A 19,446-nucleotide genomic window follows, 5' to 3' on the forward strand; every position below is an offset into this window, starting at 1 on the left:
CCCGGTACCTGACCGGCCGGTCGACGAGGGCGACTTCGTGATCACGCCCTGACGGCGGCGCGGCGCGGTTTGAGCAGGGTGGCGATCGCCACCCCGACCAGGGTCACGGCGGCCGCGAGGTAGCTCAACAGGGTCAGCTCCTCCGGGGCGCTGATCAGGTCGATCACGATCGCCGAAACCACCTGGCCGGCGATCGCGCCGAGGCCGAGGATCAGGACGCCGTGGACCCGGACCAGTATCGACGAGGCCCAGATGAAGACGATGCCGAGCGAGCCGCCGAGGTACAGCCACCAGGTCGGCGGCAGTCCGCGCAGGGTGCCCGGCACCAGCAGCGAGATGCCGAAGTAGATCGCCAGGCCGGTGAACCCGACCACGAAGTTGTTGAACGTGGTGGCCCAGGACCCGGCGAGGAGGGCGACCCGGCCGTTCAGAGCCTGCTGGACGCTGGTGCCCATGCCGGCCACCAGCGGCAGAACCGCCACCAGCAGGCCGAGTCCGGCCACCGTGGAGACGCTACTGCCGATCGCCGACAGGGCGACCGCCACGACGGCGAGCCCGGCGCCGATCATCCGGCCGCGCGAGACCGGCCGCCGACCGCCCGGACCGAGGCCTTGGTGGTCCACCACGAGACCGGCGGTCGACTGTCCGGCCACGAACGCGACGATGAAGAGGGCCACGCCGAGGATGCCGACCGACAGGCCCTGCGAGGCGACGAAGAGGGCGCCGGCCAGGCCGCCGAGGACGAGCCAGAAGGGCACCTCGCCGCGGCCGATGCCGCGATAGATCCGGGTCAGGCCGCGACGGGTGGCCGGATGGACCAGGACCAGGACCGTCAGCAGCACCAGCCCGGTGCCGAAGCTGATCACCGCCGACAACGCGGCCGCGCGCAGCCCGGTGCCGAGCTGGACGGCCAGCTCGCTGTTGATCTTGGACTGGATGGAGACCAGGGTGCCGATGCCGAACAGCGCCGGGATCGTCGCCGCCCGGACCAGCGGTGAATAGGTCACCGGCTGCGGGATCGGCGGCGTCGCCGAGCTGGTCGGGCCGGGGTCGACTGTCGTACGCACGTGTCGATACAACCATCGCGGGCAGCTGCTGATTCCGGATCGACCGGGATTGGGGAGGTTCCGGCCGCGACATCGCGGCGGGAATCTCCCCGCTGTCCCCGGATCAAGAGCTGCCGAAGCCCTGCACCCGGAACTGCATCACCCGGTACGGCCAGTTGCCGGCACCTGGCGTGGTGTTCCACTGGCTGACCGAGAGGTGCAGGTCGTCCAGCGTCGAGCCGGGGATGACGTAGCCGCCGTACAGCTGCGCGACGTGGGTGTCGTCCTCGTTGCCCCAGCTGGTCCCGTGCAGGAAGGTGGCCCGCTTCGCCTCGTACAGATTGGAGGTCGGGGTGTCCGCGATCAGCCCGTCCATCCGGTAGTCGCCGGCGTTGAACCAGGTCAGGATCCATTTCCCGCCGAGCGGCCGGAACGACAGCTCGCCGAACTTGCCCTCCAGGATCGGCGTGGCCGGCTGGCCCCAGCGCCAGCCGCCGCCGCTGGTCCAGCCCCACGGCTCCCAGGCCGCGGTGTCGGCGAGGTTCGCTGTCCGTACCCGGTGCAGGATGAGCGGCTTGTCGCGCTGGAACCCAGTCGAATAGATGTAGACGAAGTCGTCGTTGCCGAGGCCCCAACCGACCAGCTGGGCCAGCCCGCCGGCGAAGTTCGCCGGGATCCGGGCGCCGGTGTCGTGCCAGGTGTTCCCGTTGTCGTCGGAGAACCAGATCTCGTTCCGGACGACGTTGCCGATCCCGCCCTTGTTGACGATGGCGTGCAGGTAGATCCGGTTGCCGATGGTGATCACGTCGGACGGCAGCACGGTGGAGAACTCGGGATTGTTGTGCGGATAGTCCCAGAACTGCCGCGCCGTGTCGCCGCCGACCGCGCCGGACCACTTCACGCCGCCGGCCAGGTCGGTGGTGGTCGAGTAGAGCCCGACCGGCGAGCGCCAGTTCGGGTCGCCGATCGTCTTCTCGAAGGTGTCGCCGAAGACGAACAGGTTCCGGCCGTCGGGCGTCCGGACCGGGATGCCGAGGTCGGTCGCCTCCATCTCCCATTCGGTGGTCAGGCCCGGCCCGGTCAGGTCGGCGACCTTGGTCACGGTCATCGCCAGCGGCTGCGGCTCGGCCCGGGCCGACCCGGCGATCCCGCCGGCCAGGGCTCCACCGGCGACGAGTCCGGCGGTGCCGCGCAGCAGGGTGGAGCGAGAGATTCTCGATTCGGAGGCCCGCATGATGTTCCTTCCGTCAATCCTCGTTGAAATCGATTACACGCTAACCCGAGCCCGCCGAACCGCGCCAGAGTTCGGGCCCGTAGATTTGTCGACGGAAGGTCATCCAGCCGGGGAGGCGTACAAATGAAGATCGGTGTGATGCTGCCGTTCGGTGGCAGCGACGGGCCGGACGGCACGATGCCGAGCTGGACCGAGGTACGGACGGTGGCCCAGGCCGTCGAGCAGACCGGACTGGACTCGGTCTGGCTGGCCGATCACTTCCTGCACCGGTCGCCGGACGGCGAACTGTCCGGCATGCACGAGGCGCTGACCCTGCTCACCGCGGTCGCCGCGGTCACCGAGCGGGTCGAACTCGGCAACCTGGTGCTCTGCTCCTCGTTCCGCGATCCCGGACTGACCGCGAAGATGGCGGTGACGCTGGACGAGATCTCGGCCGGCCGGCTGATCCTCGGCGTCGGCGCCGGCTGGCACGACCCCGAGTACGAGGCGTTCGGCCTGCCGACCGACCATCGCTTCAGCCGGTTCGCGGAATGGCTGGAGATCGTGGTGCGGCTGCTCCGCAAGGAGACCGTGACCTTCGACGGCACGTACTACAGCACGAACGAGGGAGTGCTGGTCCCGGCACCGAAGCGCCGGATCCCGATCCTGGTGGCGGGCGGCCGGCCGAAGATGCTGGGCCTGACCGCCGAGTGGGCGGACGCCTGGAACGCCGCCTGGTACGGGGCGCCGAATCCCGAGGTGGCCGAGAAGCTGAACACCCTGCACCAGGCCGTCGAGGCGTCGAGCCGGCCCGCCGGCGCGGTGGCGACGACGGTCGGCATCACCGTGCGCGACCCGGAGCACGACGACGGCGAGCCCAACCCGAAGGTCATCGGCGGCTCGGTCGAGGAGCTCGCCGAGGCGTTGCGCGGCTACCGGGACCTCGGCGTCGAGCATGTGATCGCCGGCCTGAGGCCCGGTACGCCGCGCTCGGTGGAGCGGCTGGCCGAGGCCAAGCGCCTGCTCGACGCCTGACCCGGCTCGACCACGGACTCAGCCGAGTCCGGCCGCCAACCGATCCAATTCGGTACGGAGAGCGACCGGCACCCGGTCGCCGAGCCGCGCGAACCACTCCTCGATCAGCGGCACCTCGGCCCGCCACTCGTCCGGCCGGTAGGCGACCGCGGCGGCCACGGTGTCCTCGGTGAGGTCGAGGCCGGACAGGTCGATCCCGTCCTCCGTCGGCACGAAGCCGATCGGCGTCTCGGTCGCCGCCGCCGTGCCCTCGAGGCGCTCCACGATCCACTTCAGGACGCGACTGTTCTCGCCGAAGCCGGGCCAGAGGAACTTTCCGTCCGCGTCGCGACGGAACCAGTTCACGTAGAAGACCGGCGGCAACTGGGCGTTCGGGTGCCGGTCACCCAGCTCCAGCCAGTGCTGGAAGTAGTCGCCGACGTGGTAGCCGAGGAACGGCAGCATCGCCATCGGGTCGCGCCGCACGACGCCGACGGCCCCGGTCGCGGCGGCAGTCGTCTCGCTGGACAGCGTGGCGCCGAGGAAGACGCCGTGCTGCCAGTCCCGGGCCTGGCTGACCAGCGGCACGGTGTCCCGGCGCCGCCCGCCGAACAGGATCGCGTCGATCGGCACACCCTGCGGGCTGTCGTACTCGTCGGCCAGCACCGGCACCTGGTCGATCGGGAAGCAGAACCGGCTGTTCGGGTGCGCGGCCGGCTCGCCGGGGCGGCCGCCCTCGGGCCCGTCCTCGGGGGTCCAGCTGCGGCCCCGCCAGTCGGTCAGGTGAGCCGGCGGCTGATCACTCAGACCCTCCCACCAGACGTCGCCGTGATCGGTCAGGGCGAGGTTGGTGAAGATCGCGTTGCCGCGCTCGATCGCCCGCATGGCATTCGGATTCGTCTTCCAGCCGGTGCCCGGCGCGACGCCGAACAGGCCGAACTCCGGGTTCACGGCGTAGAGCCGACCGTCGTCCCCGTACCGCATCCAGGCGATGTCGTCGCCGATCATCTCGGCCTTCCAGCCCGGCAGGGTCGGATTGATCATGGCCAGGTTGGTCTTGCCGCAGGCACTCGGGAACGCGGCGGCGACCGTGTACGAACGCCCCTCCGGTGAGGTCAGCTTCAAGATCAACATGTGCTCGGCCAACCAGCCCTCGTCGCGGGCAATGGCGCTCGCGATCCGTAGCGAGTAACACTTCTTGCCGAGCAGTGAGTTGCCGCCGTAGCCGGAACCGTAGGACCAGATCGCCCGCTCCTCGGGGAAATGGCTGATGTACTTGGTGGTGTTGCACGGCCACGGCACGTCCTGCTGGCCGGGCTCCAGCGGTGCGCCCACCGAATGCAGACAGGGTACGAACTCGGCGTCGCCGCGGGCGGTCATCGCGGCCAGCACGTCGGCCCCGGCCCGGGTCATGATCATCATGCTGACGGCGACGTACGCGGAATCGGTGATCTCGACGCCGAACATGGGCTGGTCCGCGTCGAGCGGGCCCATGCAGAACGGGATCACGTACAGGGTCCGGCCCCGCATCGATCCGCGGTACAGCTCGGTCATGATCGCCTTCATCTCGGCCGGCGCCATCCAGTGGTTGGTCGGCCCGGCATCGGCCTCGTCCTGGCTGCAGATGAAGGTGCGGTCCTCGACCCGGGCGACGTCGTCCGGATCGGTCCTGGCGTAGAACGAGTTCGGCTTGACGGCCGGATCGAGCCTGGTCAGGGTGCCGGCCTCGACCAGCTGATCGGTCAGCTCCGCTCGCTCATCGGCAGAGCCGTCGCACCAGCGAATCTTGTCGGGACGGGTCAGCTCGGCGACTTCGGCGACCCAGGTGAGGAGCGCGGTATGGGTGGTCGGCGCCGGCTCTGTCAGCGGCGCGGTGCGGGCGGGATCGAGGGTAGCGGTCACGGGCGGCATCCCTTCAAAAGAGACCAGTTGGGGCGGTGGACTGACCATAGCCCACCGGCATCACTGGTATTACTCTGGGAAAGCGCCTGCTTCGGGGTGAGGCTGCTCACATTCTCGCCGAATGGCTTCTGACTAGGGATTTCTGGCTCGGGTGGTGACGCCGATCACGGTCTCAGATCGTGAGCCGGGCCACTCGAGGGAACGCCGATCCGGCCGACCAGACCAGTGAAACGTGCCAGCCCGTACGAGGCCGGCCGGGCCGGGCGCCGTACCGGAAGGAGATCGGGTCAGCGGGACTGCAGGTGGAAGGTGCCGCCGGTGCGCCGGAACAGGGTGGGCGGCTGCCCGTACTGGCGTCGGAACGCGGTGCTGAACGGCCGTACCTCTGGGTAGCCGGAGCGTCGCGCGACCTCGGTGACCGGATCGGTCGACTCCAGCAGCAGCCGGGCGGCCCGCTCCAGCCGGAGCCGGCGCAGGGCCGCCATCAGCGGCTCCCCGGTCTGGCTCTGGAAGAGCCGCTCCGCGTGCCGCTCCGACAGGTGCACCACGGCCGCGACGTCGCGGACCAGCAGTGGCCGGGCCAGGTTGTCCAGCAGATAGCGCTCCATGGTGGCGACGGTGACCGAGCGCCGATCCACCGGGCGGGCCGCCAGAGCAAGATCATCATCGTCGGCGAAGGCCCGGGCGGTCTCAATCACCAGCGTCGCGCCGAGGCCGGCGAGCATCCCGGCCTGGCCGGACTGGGGCTGGTCGGCCTCGTCGGCCAGGGCCCGGATCGTCGCCGGCAACCGACCGATCCGGTACGACAGCACGGGGCGGCCGGGGTCGAGCAGGCCGCGCCACCAGCCGGGTCGCGACGGTGCCGAGCCGCGGCCGGGGGCCAGGGTGAAGCCCCAGAAGGCGATGCCGAGCGCGTCCCGGCGGTGCGAAATGATCTCGTGCACCTGGCCGGGCCGGGCGATGAAGACGGAGCCGGTCTCGACCCGGTGGGTCTCCCCGCCGATGGTGAAGGTGCCCCGGCCCGCGTAGGCCAGGCAGACCTCGTAGAACGAATGGGTGTGGGCGTAGTTGCGCCAGTAGCGCGGCTCGTAGAAACCCCAGCTGACGAAGTCGCTGGCGTACGTGTCGACGACGCACCGGTCGAGCAGCCCGTGCAGGCGCACCAAGCTGCTCGAACCGGCGACGTCGTCAAGACTCACGAGGACTGATCATTGCGGATTGCGGTTGGTCGGGTCGACCCCGGCCAAGATCATTCCCTGGCCCAGCGAGCCGGAGTGCTGATCGGTGAGCGGCGGATCAGCCGGATCCCGGTACTGGACCAGCCAGGTGGTCCGGGCCTCGTTCGACGTGTTGAGGCCGGAGCCGTGCACCGTCAGGTAACTGAAGAACAGCACGTCCCCGGCCTCGGCCGGCTGCGGCACGGCGTCGCTGAACGGAACGTCGGTCAGGTGGAAGCTGCCTTCGGCGCTGTGCTCGCGCGGGCCGGAGGTGTGGCTGCCCGGGATCACCCGGACACAACCCTTCTCGTCCGGCGCATCGTCGAAGTGGAAGATCGCCGCGCCGACCCGGTGGTACTTGTGCGGGAAGAACGGATGATCTTGGTGCAGCGGGAACGGCGAGCCGTTCTCCGGCGGCTTGATGAACAGCTTGGTGTGGTGCAACTGGACGTTCGGCGTGCCGAGCACTGCGCCCGCGACCTCGGTGAACCGGGGGTCGAGCAGCAGCCGGCCGAAGGCGGCGTCGTAGAACTGGGCGTCGTGCACGTGGCGCAGGCTGGTGGCCTGGCCCATCGCGACATCGGCCGCCGAGGCCCAGGTGGGGTCGTCGTTGCGGTTCAGCCGGTCGATCAGATCGTGGCTCCGGGCCCGATAGGCGGCCGCTTCCTCCTTGCTCAGCAGACCTTTCACCAGGACGAAGCCGTCCCGGGCATGGTCGGCCGCCAGTTGATCAAGATCGCGGGTGGGGGTGGTCAGGGTCGTCATCGAAGCTCCTCGTCCGGGTTTCGTACGTCCACCAATGTAGGAACCGGGGAGTCGGCCGGGGAAGACGTGGGCCGGACGCTGATGTTCGCGAGACGGACACGGTTCGAACTCAGGAATCGGCCTGGGGCGGGCTCGGGCCGAGTCGTGCGGCGACGGCCGCCGCGACCTCGGGACTCGGATTCGCTCCCGTGATCACCGTGGCCGGCCGGTCACCGGCGATGGCCGCGGTCGCCAGGGCTGCGATCCCGGCCGCACCGGCCGGCTCGGGCAGCACGCCGACACAGCGCAGGATCAGCGCCATCGCGTCGAGCAGGGCGGCGTCGTCGACCAGCACGAACTCGTCGACCAGCGCCCGAACCCGGGTGACGGCCTCCTCGATCGGGCGGCTGACGGCGATCCCGTCGGCGATCGTCTCGGCGGGAACGGTGACCGGGGCGCCCGCCTCGACGCTGCGGATCATCGCCGGGCTGCCGGTGGCACAGACGCCGACCACCCGGACGCCGGGCCGGTGCTCCTTGAACCAGCGGGCGACGCCGGTGATCAACGCGCCGTCGCCGACCGGGAGCACGATCGTGTCGAACTCGGCGGCCGCCAGCTCGACCCCGATGGTCCCGGCGCCCTCCGCGATCTCCGGCTGCCGGCCGTCCTCGATGAAGACGGTCCCCGGGCGCTCGGCCGCATGGTCGGCGGCCGCGAGCCGCGCCTCGGCGCTGCCGGCACCGGCCGGGGTCAGCCGGGCGCCGAACTTCTCCATCCGGCGCCGCTTGTCCGGGTTGAGGTCGTACGGCACGAACACCTCGACCGGCAGGCCACGCTTCCGGCCGGCGTACGCGACGGCCTGCCCGAAGTTGCCCGAGGAGGCGCAGACGACCGGCGTACCGGGCCGCAGCGTGGCCAGCATCGTGTCCGCGCCGCGGCCCTTGAAGCTGCGGATCGGGTTCGCGGTCTCCAGCTTGATCAACACCGGCCGGCCGAGCGCGGCCGACAGCTGCTCCTCGACGAACTGCGGGCTGTTCCGGAAGACCGGGTCGAGGTCGCGCGCTGCCCGGGCGATGCGGTCAAGATCAAGATCCATCGCTGGACCTTAACCCGCCGGGCCGAGACAGGGAACGATTGTGGCTCAGCGGGACTGGCTTGTCCGGCGCCTGATCATGATCATCGACGCACCGCCGCCGATCAGGGCGAGGGCCGCCGCCAGCAGCGGGAACGGAATCGGCGCGCCGGTCTCCGGCAGTTCGCCGTCCCCGCCCGGGTTGCCGCCGGCCGGAGGCGTGCTGGGCCCATCCGAGGGCGACGGCTCCGCTGTGCCGGGGCTCGGCGTCACGGTGGGTACGGGCTGCTCGCTGGGCGACGCGGTCGGAGTCGGGGTCGGGCTGTCCGAGGGCGTTGGGCTGTCCGACGGCGTGGGCGTGGGGCCGGCCGACGGGGTGGGGCTGACGGACGGCGCCGGGTCGGGACCGAAGACGTCGTCCGAGTCGCCCAACCGCAGGAACACCGTCTCGCCGGTCGCGTCGTCGACACCGTCGTTGTCGGTGATCGCGTACACCTGACCGTCGCCGGCGACCGTCAGGCCTTCGAGCTTCTCCTGGGTCCAGCCGTTGGTCGCCTGCAGCAGCGGCAGCACGTCGACGGCCGTCGCCTTGGTCAGCGGGGTGAGCCCGGTGGCAGCCGGCTGGTCCGGAACGGTGATCACGGTGACGCGCTTGATCGCGGCGTCCGGCCCGTTCAGCTTGTCCCGCTCGATCAGGGCCAGACGATGATCACCGACCAGGGTCAGTTCGCTGAGCCCGATCCAGTCGCCGTCGGCGCTGGTCCGCTCCAGCGGGTAGCCGTACCAGGCCCACTGTCCGGTGGACGGGGTGTAGCGACCGATCCGGGCCGTGTCCTCCGGGTCGCCGTCCAGGTGGCGTTGCAGTGCGACGTACACCTGCTCGAGGCCGTCGACGGTGTGCGCTGCGACACCCTCGAAGCCCTGGCTCTTGACCTTGGCGGCCACCTCCCCGGGCAGCCGGACCTCCTCCTGCACCGCACCGTCCGCGCTGATCTTGATCAACGCGTTCTCCGGGCCGGTCTTGCCCTCGGCGGCGATCCAGAAGCTGCCGTCCGGGCGCTGGGCAATCCCTTCGGCGTCGATCGGGTACGGCTTGCCGTCCTTGGTGATCACCAGCTCGGAATCGATCACCGCAGGGCGTGCGGCGGCGTCGATGCCGAGGATCCGGGTGGTCGTGTACGCGGCGTCGGTCACCGTGTAGAGGCGGCTCGGATCGTCGACGTCCCGGCTCAGCGCGCCGAGTGCACCCCACGGGATGGGCCGGTCACCCGTCGAGTGGACGGTCGGGAAGGCCGGCTTTCCCTGGCCCAGCTGGAAAAGGCTGACGCTGGCACGGACCCGTACGTCCGCCTCATCGGTCTCGCTGGACACCGCCAGCAGGTTGCGACCGGGGATCGGCAGCACGCCCTCCGGCCCGTTGGTGGTCGGCAGCGTCTGCAGGTACTCCGGCTCGGTCGGGTCGGTGAGGTCGTACACGGCCACGAAGTTCGCCCGCTCGGCGGCGACGAACCCGTACCGGGTTCCGTCGAACTCCGCGACGGCGAGACCCTCCGGCTCGGCACCCTTGTCCTCGGACCGGTGCTCCGGGTACAGCCCGTTCGCGATCGCCAGCTGCTCGTAGCTGTTGCCCGCGTCCCAGACCGGCTTGCCGGTCCGGACATCGAAGATCGTCCAGCCGCGGCTGCCGCCCTTCCAATCGCCCTCGTTGGCCGTCGCCACATGATGATCATCGACCCAGGCGACCGCGTCCGGCTCCCGCGGCACGTCGGTGATCGTCCCGGTCGGATCGATCTGATCATCCTCCGTGGTGTCGACACCGGACACCGTCACCGTGCCGGCCGTGAACGCCTTGATCAACTTCCCGCGGCGCGGATCGAAGAGCGCGATCCCGTTGTTCTCCTGGAGAGTCAGCGCCACGGTCCCCGAGTCGGGGGCGTACGCGACGTACTCCGGCTCCGGATCCTCCGGGGTGTCAATCCCCGCGACACCGGTCAGCTGATCGGCGAACTCGACCGTCCGCAGCGACCAGCGAGCCGGCCCGGTCGGGGCCAGCCGGAGGAAGCTGATCAAGCCGGCCGGTTGTTGCGGCAGTCCGCCGTCGCCGGCGTCCTCGTCCCGCTCGTTCTCGATCGCGATGGCCGCGGTCGACTCGTCCGGCGCGATGGCGATCGAGTCCGGCTGGCCGGGCAGCTCGATGCTGCGGACCCGCGAGCGATCGGCGATCTTGATCACGTCCAGCCGACCGGACGGCTCGGTGAACGACGCGCTGGTGTTGACCACGACGAGGACGTACTCGCCGACCACGGCGACCGACGTCGGCTCGTCCTCGGCATCGCCGAGTTCGGTCAGTGACAGGGTGCCAAGGCCCTTCGGTGCATGCGGATCGGTGAGGTCGAGGAACCCGATCTGCCGCGCCGCCGCGTCGGTGTAGATCAGCGTGTTCCCGTCCTGGCTGACGGCGGAGATCTCCGCGACGGTCTCGGCCGACGGATCATCGCCGTTGTTGAGATACACCGGGTAGGTAGCCGTCCGCTGGAACGACACCTCACCCGACGCCGACGCGAACTCCGGTGCTGCCGTACCGGTGGCGGCGAGGGCCACCACCAGCAAGCCGGCTGCGAGCTTCCCGGACAACCTGCGATGCTTCATCGGCGACGATCCCCCTGCGATCTCAGCTGCGCCCCCTGCGCCGGAGGAGCATCGCAGCGGGACCGTACCGCCAGATGTCCGGGAGATGACCGAAACGTTGCCCACCAGCAACGGGTTTGAGCCACGGCCTCCCCGACGCTAAACTCAGGCGTCGGCCGTCGTACGCGACGATCGAGCGCCCGTGGCTCAACGGATAGAGCATCTGACTACGGATCAGAAGGTTGCAGGTTCGAATCCTGCCGGGCGCGCCACCCAAATCGGGACCTGACCAGGCCGGTACGATCGGCCACCATCCGAACAGTTCGTCCATCGGGCTCATCGTGTCCTGCTACGGCTGACAATGGGGAGACTGCGGTCCTATGAGTAAAACCCTCTTCGTACTCCTCTTCGTCACCTGGGGCTTGATCCTGCTGACCCAGGTTCTGGCGCTGGTGTCAGGTGCGACCGACGCGCGAGCGGTGTGGGCGATGATCGCGATCGTCGTGGCCCTCGCTGGAGCCACCATCACGGTGGTGCTGAAGCGGCGCGCTGGAGAGAAGTAGCACCTCCCGCGGGAACCACGCAGTTCGACCACTTAACTTCAGGGTCTAACCGGCGCTCTCGCATCCGGTCGAAGTCACGGGCGATGGGTCGAGATGGCGGCGATCTGTTTGGCTAGCTCTTCGGGCGCATCGAGGGGTGTGAGGGTTCGCGCTCCGGGTATCGGTACGAAGGTGGCGTTGCTGAATACCTTCTGAAGGCGGCGGCCGAGTTCCTGGGTGAAGGCCTCGTCGTCGGTGCCCCAGGCCAAGGTCACTGGTCCGACGAAGCGGTGGAGTCGGGTGGACAACTCGAGCAGTTCGGCGGGGTCGACCGCGCGGGCGAACTTGGCCAGGTCGGCAATGCTGCCTGGGTTCTCGTTGAGCGGGCGGATCCACCGGGCGGTCAGGTCGGCCGGGAGGTTGTGGGCCAACGGTCCGAAGCCGAGGCCGGACTGGCGCAGCGGCCGGAGTCGCATGAGCCTGGCGAGGAGGGCGATCTGTCGATCGCTGCGCATCGCGGCGAACAGGCGCGCGAAGGCCTTGGGTGGGAAGACGTCGAAGGCGTCGCAGTTGCTGATCACCAGCCGTGCGATGCGGCTCTGATCTTCATCGATCACGTACTGGCACAGGGCGCCGCCGGTGTCGTTGCCGACCAGTGTCACGTCGGTCAGTTCGAGGGTGGCGATGAATTCCACGATCAGGCGCGCGATCCCTCGGGGCGATTGGTCGGCGTCGGCGTCGCGGGGAATCGTGTGGGATCCGAGGGGCCAGTCCGGGGCGTACGACCGGATGCCTTGCTCAGCCAGTAGTCCCGCGACCTTGGTCCAGATGGCGGCGTCGTTCAGCAGCCCGTGCACCAGGACCACTGGCGGGGCGGCCGGCTGTTCGGGCCCGTGGACGTCGTAGCGCACTGTGCCGGAGGGCAGTTCGAGAGAAGGCACCTTTGCTCCTAGCCTGAGAAGAATCCGACAACCTGGTGAGGCCAAGCATCGGCAGCGAAACGGTGAAGACGACCCGTACTCCGAGGTTCATGATCATTTTCCTTCCGAGCCGGATACTCGGAGGGTAGATCGATGGGCTGACTCCGCACTGACACTGCCCGGCTGGCCGGGCGCCTCGTAGTGACTTCTGTCATCACTCGGAGGGACGCGTCTAGATCGAGTGGGTTGTGGCAGCGGCCAATGGCCTACTACGGCCGCAAGCCTTGCGCCCAAATCAGGGATTCGACGCGGATGCGAGAGGGTCGGCGGCGACGGCGTACTCCTCCGACGTGACGGTGGCCGTGACGACGTCGAGCGACGCCGTTAACCGTGCGAGTGCGGTCTTGGACAGGTCACGGGCCAACTCCTGGTCGAGTTCGGTCAGGACCTGAGTGGCCTCCTGCAGCAGTGACTTGCCGGCCGGTAGGAGGACGAGGTACTGCCGTCGGCGGTCCTGGGCGTCCCGCTGCCGCGTGATGGCGCCCAGTCGTTCAAGATCATCGGCCAGTCTCACCACGAATCCGGACGTGACGCCCAGCTCTGCGGCGTGCTCGTTCTGGGGCGCTCGGTCTGCGGACGCGATCGCGGTCAGAAGACGGACATGCAGGGGGCGCAGGCCCAGGCGCTGGAGGCGTGCCGCGTACGCGTTGCTCGCGGCACGGCCGACCCGCGCGAGCCGATAGCTGAGCGTCTCCCTCATGTCCGTCACGCAACTACCTTATCCAGTGGATGATTTACTAGGTCAATCAATTTGATCGTCAGGGCGTACGTGAGAGCGCGTCCTCGACGGCTTGGTCCGTCGCCCTGGCGAACCGGGGCCTGGCGATCCATGCGATGGCGAGCAAGGTTCCGATTCCGCCGACGAGCAGGGTCGGCACGAGTCCGAGCTGGCTGACGACGAGGGCTCCGGTCGCCGATCCGAGCGCGAGCATGGTGCCGGAGAGGAACAGGACGCTGCCAGAGACGCGACCGCGCACCTCGTCGGTGATGAGTCGTTGCTGAGTGGTCTCGTGATGGATTTCCCAGAGTGTCCAGCCGAAGCTGTTGACGGCCCGGGCAGCCATCAGCCCGATGATCGCACCCAGTCCTGGATCGGCGGCGAGGAAACCGATGGCTGCAGTGCCGGCAATGCCGATGCTGCGCAGGGTCGACCCGATCAGCAGCGATCGCCCGATCCCGAACCGCCGGCCGATGCCTCGTGCGGTGGCGGCTCCGAGCAGACCGCCCAGCGTTCCGATGGTGAAGATCAGGCCGATCGTCGCGGGAGGCAGCCCGAGCTGGCGGGCGAGAAAGACCAGGAGGACGCTCTCGAGTAGCGCCCAGAAGAAGGTGTAGGTGGCGTTGGAGCAAGCCATCGCGAGCACCAGCTTGTGCCGGGCGGTGTAGCGCAGACCGTCGAGGAAGGCCTTGAGCACCGGCTCATGATCTTCGTGCTGCCGTGGTGGTTCGCGACGCCGGATCGTGGCGTTGAGGATCGCGCTACCGAGGTACGCCAGGGAGGTGACGGCCAGTCCGAGTGGTGCTCCGATCAGCTGGACCGCGCCGCCGGCAAGAGACGGTGCTGCGGTACGGGTGACGGAGTCGCTGGCGCCGATCAGGGAGTAGGCCTGGCTCAGATGCCTCGTCTCGACCACGGCAGGTACGTAGGACCGGAACGCCGTGAGCCAGAAGACGTCGAGGGTTCCGATGATGAACCCGAGGGCGAACAGCTGAGGAATCGACAGGACACCGAGCCAGGCACAGACGGGGATCGACAACAGCATCAGGGCCCGGGCGAGGTCGGTGAAGATCAACACCGAGCGCCGTGGCCATCTGTCGACCGCCACCCCGACGAACAATCCGACCAGTACCCACGGAACGTTGAACGAGGCGACCATCAGTGCCACCGTGGCCGGAGAGGCGTCGAGCGTGAGAATGGCGACCAGGGGCATGGCGAGGACGCTGAACTGCTGGCCGACCAGGCCGGAGGCCTGAGCACCCCACACCTTGACGAAATCGGAGTTCCGCCAGGCGCTCCGCGGTTCGGTAGGTGGCTGCTGGGCTATCGGCTCGCTCATGCGATTCTCCGGCCGGCTGCGAGGATGTTGATCATGGTCGCGGATCGGGTGAACGCGGGTGTGCGATCACGAGGGTGGAGATCCAATGACGCGTGATCAGTCCTCGTGGTCGGTTCGCTACCAACCGGCGGACAGCGGTGAAGAGGTGGGTCTGTTCGTCCTGGGTCATGGCGATGTGGTCGGAGAAGGTTCTGAGCAGGTTGATGTAGCGCTCGGCGTCGTACTCAGTGGCCCAGACGTATCGACGGACAGCATCAACACTGAACTGACCCGTCGCCTCGAAGTCGGGAGTTGGGTCCGGCAACTCTTCGGGTGGTGTGGGTGGCCACATCGCCATGCGTCGGCCGAGTTGGGCGTAGGTGCTCTGGATCTCGGCGAAGAAGGGGTCGAAGTCGGCGGGGAATGCGTGGCCGGCGTCGAAGACGGCGAGCTGTCCGGTCGGCGCAAGGAGGTCCGCGGTCTTGGCCCATTTCATGGCCGGGTCGACCCAGTGCCAGGCATTGGCCGCGTAGATCACATCGGGCCGGTCGTCCTTGGGCGGATGCCAGTTCTCGAAGTTGGTGTTGATCACCTCCACCCGCGGATGGCGGCTCAGTGTTTGCTGCGCACGAGCTGCGAGCGCGGCTCCAGGCTCCAGCGCCGTGATCTTGTGCCCTCGCTGGGCGAGCGGCAAGGTTGCCGTTCCGGGACCGGCCCCGATCTCCACCAGGCGGTGTTGATCACCGAGTCCGCACAGTTCGATGAGATCGTCGAACAGCTCGTCCGGATAGGTCGGGCGTGCTGCGAGGTAGAAGTCAGCGGCTTGGTCGAAGGTTTCGCGCAGGCTCGGATCTGGGCTTCTCACCGAAGGGTCTCTCCTTGCAGGCTGGACGGGGTGAAAGTTGATCAAGCTGGGTAGTCGGTGGCGATCGTCGACCAGACGGTTTCGAACCACTGCTGTGCTTGGTGGGCGAAGGATGGTGCGCCTCCGTCGTCGCCCGAAGGCCTGTCGAACGTGGCGCTGTCCCAGCCCGACGGGTGGTAGAGGGCGAGATCCTGGCCGTGCAGGGCGACCGAGTGGACGGTGATCGGGTAGAACCCGATCAAGGTGCGTTCGCGATTCAGTGTGTACATCTTGATCACCGGAGCCATCCGGTGGACTCGAACGGCGACCGTGGCAGCGTGGATCTGGCCCGTGCGAGTCAGTTCCTCGACCGAGGACTTGATCTTGGCCACAGCGCGCTCGGTGAGTGGCGCAAGGTTCTTGTGCAGGCCCGTTGCGTCTTGTGCGCCGTCGATGGGCTGCGGCAGCGCAACCTCTGCCGTCGGTTCGGTGAGGAGCAGCCGAATCCGAAGGGCCTGCACCGGGGCCCGGCCAGATCGGACAACGTCGAGCGCGCCCGGCAGGGTGTGGCTCAACGTCTCACCGCGCCAGCCGGCGTAATCGATCGACACCTCCGGGCGGTCGAACGCCGTACGCAGGTATCCACGGATGTCGGTCGGCACCGATTGGCGGGTCCGGACGAAGGATCCGCTGCCTTGCCGGCTGACGATCAGGCCCTCCCGATCCAGAATCCGCAGCGCCGACTTCACCGTCTCGCGTGCCACGCCGTACCGCGCGGCCAGCTGCTGCTGGGTCGGCAGTCGCTCCCCGGACTCCAGCCGCCCAGCCAGGATCGCGGCCCTCAGGGCATTCGCGATCTGCTGCGAAGGCGTACGGGGATCGTCGGGGTCGAAATCGAAGAGACGATCAAGAACGGACACACGGACTCCCAATTTGACTAGTCAACCTAGCCAAAGCGTAAGCCCTGTCGTCGGAGAGGGCAACCAACTCGGGGAGGGGCACGATCGGCCGCGTCGGGCTGGCTGCGACGGCGGGAGGGGCCTGCCTTGGGGTCTGCTGGGCGGCTGGCGAACCTCGTTGAGCGCTGCCGGGGCCTCTGCGAGGATGTCGCCGGTGGGATGGGCGGCGCTGAAGCAATGGGGTGACGAGGCCCGTCGGATCGAACGGTTGACCGGCGGAGTCGGGGTCAACGAGGTCTGGAGCGTACGGGTGAACGGGCGTCTCGCCGTCGGTCGCCTGGGTCGGCGGAGTGATGCTGATCTTGAGTGGGAGACCGAGCTGCTGCGTCACCTCGACCGTGAGGGGATGTCGGTGCCGGTCCCGATCCCGACCACGGACGGCCGGTACTTCGCCGACGGTCTGGTGGTGATGACTCACGTGGAGGGTGGGCCGCCGGAGACTGCGGCCGATTGGCAGCGGGTTGCCGAGACGCTCCAGCAGCTGCATCGGCTGACGGAGGGCTGGCCGCAGCGGCCGGGCTGGCGGTCGTCGACCGATCTGCTGCAGGCCGAGACCGGGACGAGGGTCGACCTTGGGGCGATGCCGTCCGAGGGCGTCGCTCGATGCCGGGCGGCGTGGGCGCGGGTCGCCGGTCGGGCCACGTCAGTCGTTCACGGCGATCCCAACCCGGGCAACGTTCGGATGACTGCGGATCGCGTGACCATGATCGACTGGGACGAGGCGCACGTCGATGTCGCCGATCTTGATCTTCCGTTGCCGCACAATGCGGCCGGTCTCGATGCCGAGGCGTACGATCTCGCCGCGCAGGCACGGGCGGCGTGGGAGGCGGCCGTGTGCTGGGATCCCACGGGGGTGGACCCGTTCGGGGCCAGGCGGCTGGCCGAGGTCCGCGCCGTCTGAGCAAGATGATCAAGTACGGCGGGCGAGCACGAGCAGGCCGAACAGGGAGACGGCGAGGCAGGCGATCATGAGGATCGCCATCGGGACGGCGGTGTGTTCACCGCCCAGCCCGGCCAACGGTGCGACGGTGCCGGCGGCGAGCCACTGGACGAAGCCGAGGACGGCCGAGCCGGTGCCGGGATGTTCGGGCACCTCGGCCGACGCCAAGGCGCCGCCGTTCGGTCCGATCAGGCCCTGTCCGGTCATCAGGACGAAGAACGCGACGAGGGCGAGCGGCAGCGGAGTGTCGAACCAGATCGCGCCGACCAGCATGGCGAGGCCGGCGCCGAGGGCGGCGAACTGGCCGGTCGCGATGATCGTCCGGGTGGCGATCCGGCCGGCGAGCCTGGCGGCGACGAGGGCTGCGAGCGTCATGCCGCCGGCGTTTGCGGCGAAGTCGATCGAGTACGCGATCGGAGTCAGGCCGTTCATCGACTGCAGCACGAAGGCGGACGTGGCGACGTAGGCGAACACGGCGCCCATCGACGAGCCGCTGACGAGCACGTAGCCGACGTACCGGCGGTTGCGCAGCACCGTCCGTCCGGCGGCGGCGAAGGCACGCAGACCGCCCGGCCGCCGGCGGTGCCGGGGCAGCGTCTCGGGCACCGCGACCGCCACGGCGATGATCATGACCAGGCCGAGCGCGGCGACCACCCAGAAGGACATCCGCCAATGCGACAGCTGCAAGATCACCGCGCCGACCAGCGGGCCGACGATCGGGGCGATCCCGCCGACGGCGGCGATCAGGTTGAGCACCCGGACCAGCCGGGCGCCGGTGGCGAAATCGACGATCACCGCGCGGCCGATCACCATGGCCCAGCCGCCGGCGAAGCCCTGGACGAACCGGGCCACCATCATCAGCCCGATCCACGGCGCGACCGCGCAGAGGACCGAGGCGAGGGTCATGACGGCCACGCCCGCGAGGAGGGGCAGTCGCCGGCCGTGCTGATCGGAGACCGGACCGCCGATCAGTTGGCCGAGCGCCATCCCGACGAAGAACGTGGTCAGCGTCAGCTGGACCTGGGTCGCGGTCGCCAGCAGGTCACCGGCCACCGCCGGGAACGCCGGCACGTACAGGTCGGTGGCCAGCGGGGCGATCGCGGTCAGGAACACCACGGTCGCCACCAGGGCTGCGGTAACCCGGGCCCGGGCCCGGGCCTGGGGCGCTCGGCCGCGCCGGTCGCGCGGAGCCGGCCGCACCCGTACCGCAGTGCCGGGTACAGTCACGGCCGCAACAGCACCTTGATGGCGCGGCGCTGGTCCATCGCCTGGTAACCGTCGGCCGCCCGGTCCAGCGGCAGTTCAAGATCGAAAACGCGGCCGGGATCGATCTTGCGGTTCCAGATCAGGTCGATCAACTCCGGCAGGAACCGCCGTACCGGCGCCGGTCCACCGTGCAGGTGGACGTGGGTCATGAAGATGTCCCCGCCGGTGATCGCGACATCGTGCAGGACGCCGACGAAGCCGACGTGGCCACCGGGCCGGGTGGCGCCGATCGCTTGCAGCATGGACTCCTGGGTGCCGACCGCCTCCACCACCGAGTGCGCGCCGAGTCCGCCGGTCAGCTCCTTGATCTTGGCCACGCCGGCCTCGCCGCGCTCCTCGACGATGTCGGTCGCGCCGAACTCGCGGGCCAGGGCCTGCCGGTCGGCGTGGCGCGACATGGCGATGATCCGTTCGGCGCCGAGCTCCTTGGCTGCCAGCACCGCGAGCAGGCCGACCGCGCCGTCGCCGACGACCGCGACGATCTTGCCCGGACCGGCCTCGGCGGCCACGGCGCCGAACCAACCCGTACCCAAAACGTCGGAGGCGGCCAGGAAGCTCGGGACAAGATCATCGTCCGGCACTCCCGGGGTTGCGACCAGGGTGCCGTCGGCCAAGGGCACCCGCATCCGCTGAGCCTGTGCGGCTCCCGAGGTTCCCAAGACCTCGCGATGAACGCAGCTGGTCTGGTAGCCGGCCCGGCAGATTTCGCAGGTGTTGTCGGAGGCGAAGAACGACCCGATCACGAACTGGCCCGGCTTGATCAACTGGACGTCGTCGCCGACCTCCTCGACGATGCCGGCGTACTCGTGGCCCATCTGCAGCGGTTCGCTCACCTCGTCGGCACCGCGGTACGGCCACAGGTCGGACCCGCAGATGCAGGTCGCCGACAATCGGATGATCGCATCGGTCGGCTTGATGATCTTCGGTTCGGCGACGTCCTCGACCCGGACGTCACCGGGGGCGTGCATGACCACACCACGCATGGCAGAACTCCTCAGAGGGAATCAGAAAGGGGATTCGTGACCAGCGGCGGCCACGACCTC

Annotated in this window: 17 protein-coding genes and 1 tRNA gene; 4 read left to right on the plus strand and 14 right to left on the minus strand. The window is 69.1% G+C overall.

From position 1 onward, the window contains the following. Nucleotides 1–41 precede the first annotated feature (41 nt). A complete protein-coding gene (locus ACFQU4_RS06740) occupies nucleotides 42–1,067 on the minus strand; it encodes a DMT family transporter (protein ID WP_377488477.1) in 1,026 nt (341 codons plus the stop codon). Nucleotides 1,068–1,170: 103 nt separating this feature from the next. Further along, entirely contained in the window at nucleotides 1,171–2,280 is a 1,110-nt protein-coding gene (locus ACFQU4_RS06745; RefSeq protein WP_377488480.1) for a DUF4185 domain-containing protein, read from the minus strand. A 123-nt stretch (nucleotides 2,281–2,403) separates the two neighbouring features. On the opposite strand from ACFQU4_RS06745, the gene ACFQU4_RS06750 reads away from it, so the two are divergent. Beyond that, nucleotides 2,404–3,294, plus strand: a complete 891-nt coding sequence (locus tag ACFQU4_RS06750) for an LLM class flavin-dependent oxidoreductase (RefSeq protein WP_377488483.1) — start codon at nucleotides 2,404–2,406, stop codon at nucleotides 3,292–3,294. An 18-nt stretch (nucleotides 3,295–3,312) separates the two neighbouring features. Here ACFQU4_RS06750 and ACFQU4_RS06755 read toward each other — a convergent pair whose 3' ends face one another. From ACFQU4_RS06755 to ACFQU4_RS06775, 5 genes are all read right to left on the minus strand, one after another. Next, entirely contained in the window at nucleotides 3,313–5,175 is a 1,863-nt protein-coding gene (locus tag ACFQU4_RS06755; protein WP_377488486.1) for a phosphoenolpyruvate carboxykinase (GTP), read from the minus strand. A 287-nt stretch (nucleotides 5,176–5,462) separates the two neighbouring features. Continuing rightward, nucleotides 5,463–6,374, minus strand: coding sequence for a helix-turn-helix domain-containing protein (locus tag ACFQU4_RS06760; RefSeq protein WP_377488489.1), 912 nt, complete (start codon nucleotides 6,372–6,374; stop codon nucleotides 5,463–5,465). 9 nt (nucleotides 6,375–6,383) lie between these two features. Further along, the gene (locus tag ACFQU4_RS06765; protein WP_377488492.1) at nucleotides 6,384–7,157 is read right to left on the minus strand and encodes a phytanoyl-CoA dioxygenase family protein; all 774 of its coding nucleotides are present in this window, start codon (nucleotides 7,155–7,157) and stop codon (nucleotides 6,384–6,386) included. A 109-nt stretch (nucleotides 7,158–7,266) separates the two neighbouring features. Continuing rightward, on the minus strand, nucleotides 7,267–8,232 hold the full coding sequence (locus ACFQU4_RS06770; protein WP_377488495.1) for a threonine/serine dehydratase: 966 nt from the start codon (nucleotides 8,230–8,232) through the stop codon (nucleotides 7,267–7,269). Between the two features lie 45 nt (nucleotides 8,233–8,277). Then, nucleotides 8,278–10,857: an esterase-like activity of phytase family protein gene (locus tag ACFQU4_RS06775; protein ID WP_377488498.1), complete on the minus strand. Its 2,580-nt coding sequence runs from the start codon at nucleotides 10,855–10,857 to the stop codon at nucleotides 8,278–8,280. A 175-nt stretch (nucleotides 10,858–11,032) separates the two neighbouring features. Between ACFQU4_RS06775 and ACFQU4_RS06780 the strand changes: the two genes are divergently transcribed. Then, nucleotides 11,033–11,108: transfer RNA gene (locus ACFQU4_RS06780), tRNA-Arg, on the plus strand. A gap of 108 nt (nucleotides 11,109–11,216) precedes the next feature. Beyond that, complete coding sequence (locus tag ACFQU4_RS06785; protein WP_377488501.1) at nucleotides 11,217–11,399, plus strand: hypothetical protein; 183 nt, start codon at nucleotides 11,217–11,219, stop codon at nucleotides 11,397–11,399. 74 nt (nucleotides 11,400–11,473) lie between these two features. Here the strand turns inward: ACFQU4_RS06785 and ACFQU4_RS06790 are convergent, their stop codons facing one another. The 5 genes from ACFQU4_RS06790 to ACFQU4_RS06810 form a co-directional block, all read right to left on the minus strand. Then, complete coding sequence (locus tag ACFQU4_RS06790; RefSeq protein ID WP_377488504.1) at nucleotides 11,474–12,319, minus strand: alpha/beta fold hydrolase; 846 nt, start codon at nucleotides 12,317–12,319, stop codon at nucleotides 11,474–11,476. A 274-nt stretch (nucleotides 12,320–12,593) separates the two neighbouring features. Then, entirely contained in the window at nucleotides 12,594–13,058 is a 465-nt protein-coding gene (locus ACFQU4_RS06795) for a MarR family winged helix-turn-helix transcriptional regulator (protein ID WP_377488507.1), read from the minus strand. A 58-nt stretch (nucleotides 13,059–13,116) separates the two neighbouring features. Further along, the gene (locus tag ACFQU4_RS06800; RefSeq protein ID WP_377488510.1) at nucleotides 13,117–14,415 is read right to left on the minus strand and encodes an MFS transporter; all 1,299 of its coding nucleotides are present in this window, start codon (nucleotides 14,413–14,415) and stop codon (nucleotides 13,117–13,119) included. Nucleotides 14,416–14,446: 31 nt separating this feature from the next. Then, nucleotides 14,447–15,304 carry a class I SAM-dependent methyltransferase gene (locus ACFQU4_RS06805; RefSeq protein ID WP_377488513.1) on the minus strand — a complete coding sequence of 286 codons (858 nt, stop codon included), beginning with the start codon at nucleotides 15,302–15,304 and terminating at the stop codon, nucleotides 14,447–14,449. Then, nucleotides 15,301–16,158, minus strand: a complete 858-nt coding sequence (locus ACFQU4_RS06810; RefSeq protein WP_377488516.1) for a GntR family transcriptional regulator — start codon at nucleotides 16,156–16,158, stop codon at nucleotides 15,301–15,303. The genes ACFQU4_RS06805 and ACFQU4_RS06810 overlap by 4 nt, the downstream gene beginning before the upstream one ends. Before the next feature lie 184 nt (nucleotides 16,159–16,342). Between ACFQU4_RS06810 and ACFQU4_RS06815 the strand changes: the two genes are divergently transcribed. Further along, nucleotides 16,343–17,098 carry a phosphotransferase enzyme family protein gene (locus ACFQU4_RS06815; RefSeq protein ID WP_377488519.1) on the plus strand — a complete coding sequence of 252 codons (756 nt, stop codon included), beginning with the start codon at nucleotides 16,343–16,345 and terminating at the stop codon, nucleotides 17,096–17,098. A 9-nt stretch (nucleotides 17,099–17,107) separates the two neighbouring features. On the opposite strand, the gene ACFQU4_RS06820 is transcribed toward ACFQU4_RS06815, so the two are convergent. Both ACFQU4_RS06820 and ACFQU4_RS06825 read right to left on the minus strand, forming a co-directional pair. Continuing rightward, entirely contained in the window at nucleotides 17,108–18,364 is a 1,257-nt protein-coding gene (locus ACFQU4_RS06820) for a multidrug effflux MFS transporter (RefSeq protein ID WP_377488522.1), read from the minus strand. Beyond that, nucleotides 18,361–19,386: a zinc-dependent alcohol dehydrogenase family protein gene (locus ACFQU4_RS06825; protein WP_377488525.1), complete on the minus strand. Its 1,026-nt coding sequence runs from the start codon at nucleotides 19,384–19,386 to the stop codon at nucleotides 18,361–18,363. Before ACFQU4_RS06825 ends, ACFQU4_RS06820 begins: the two co-directional genes overlap by 4 nt. Between the last annotated feature and the right edge of the window lie 60 nt (nucleotides 19,387–19,446).

This window comes from Microlunatus sp. GCM10028923, assembly GCF_042666975.1.
GTDB lineage: Bacteria > Actinomycetota > Actinomycetes > Propionibacteriales > Propionibacteriaceae > Microlunatus.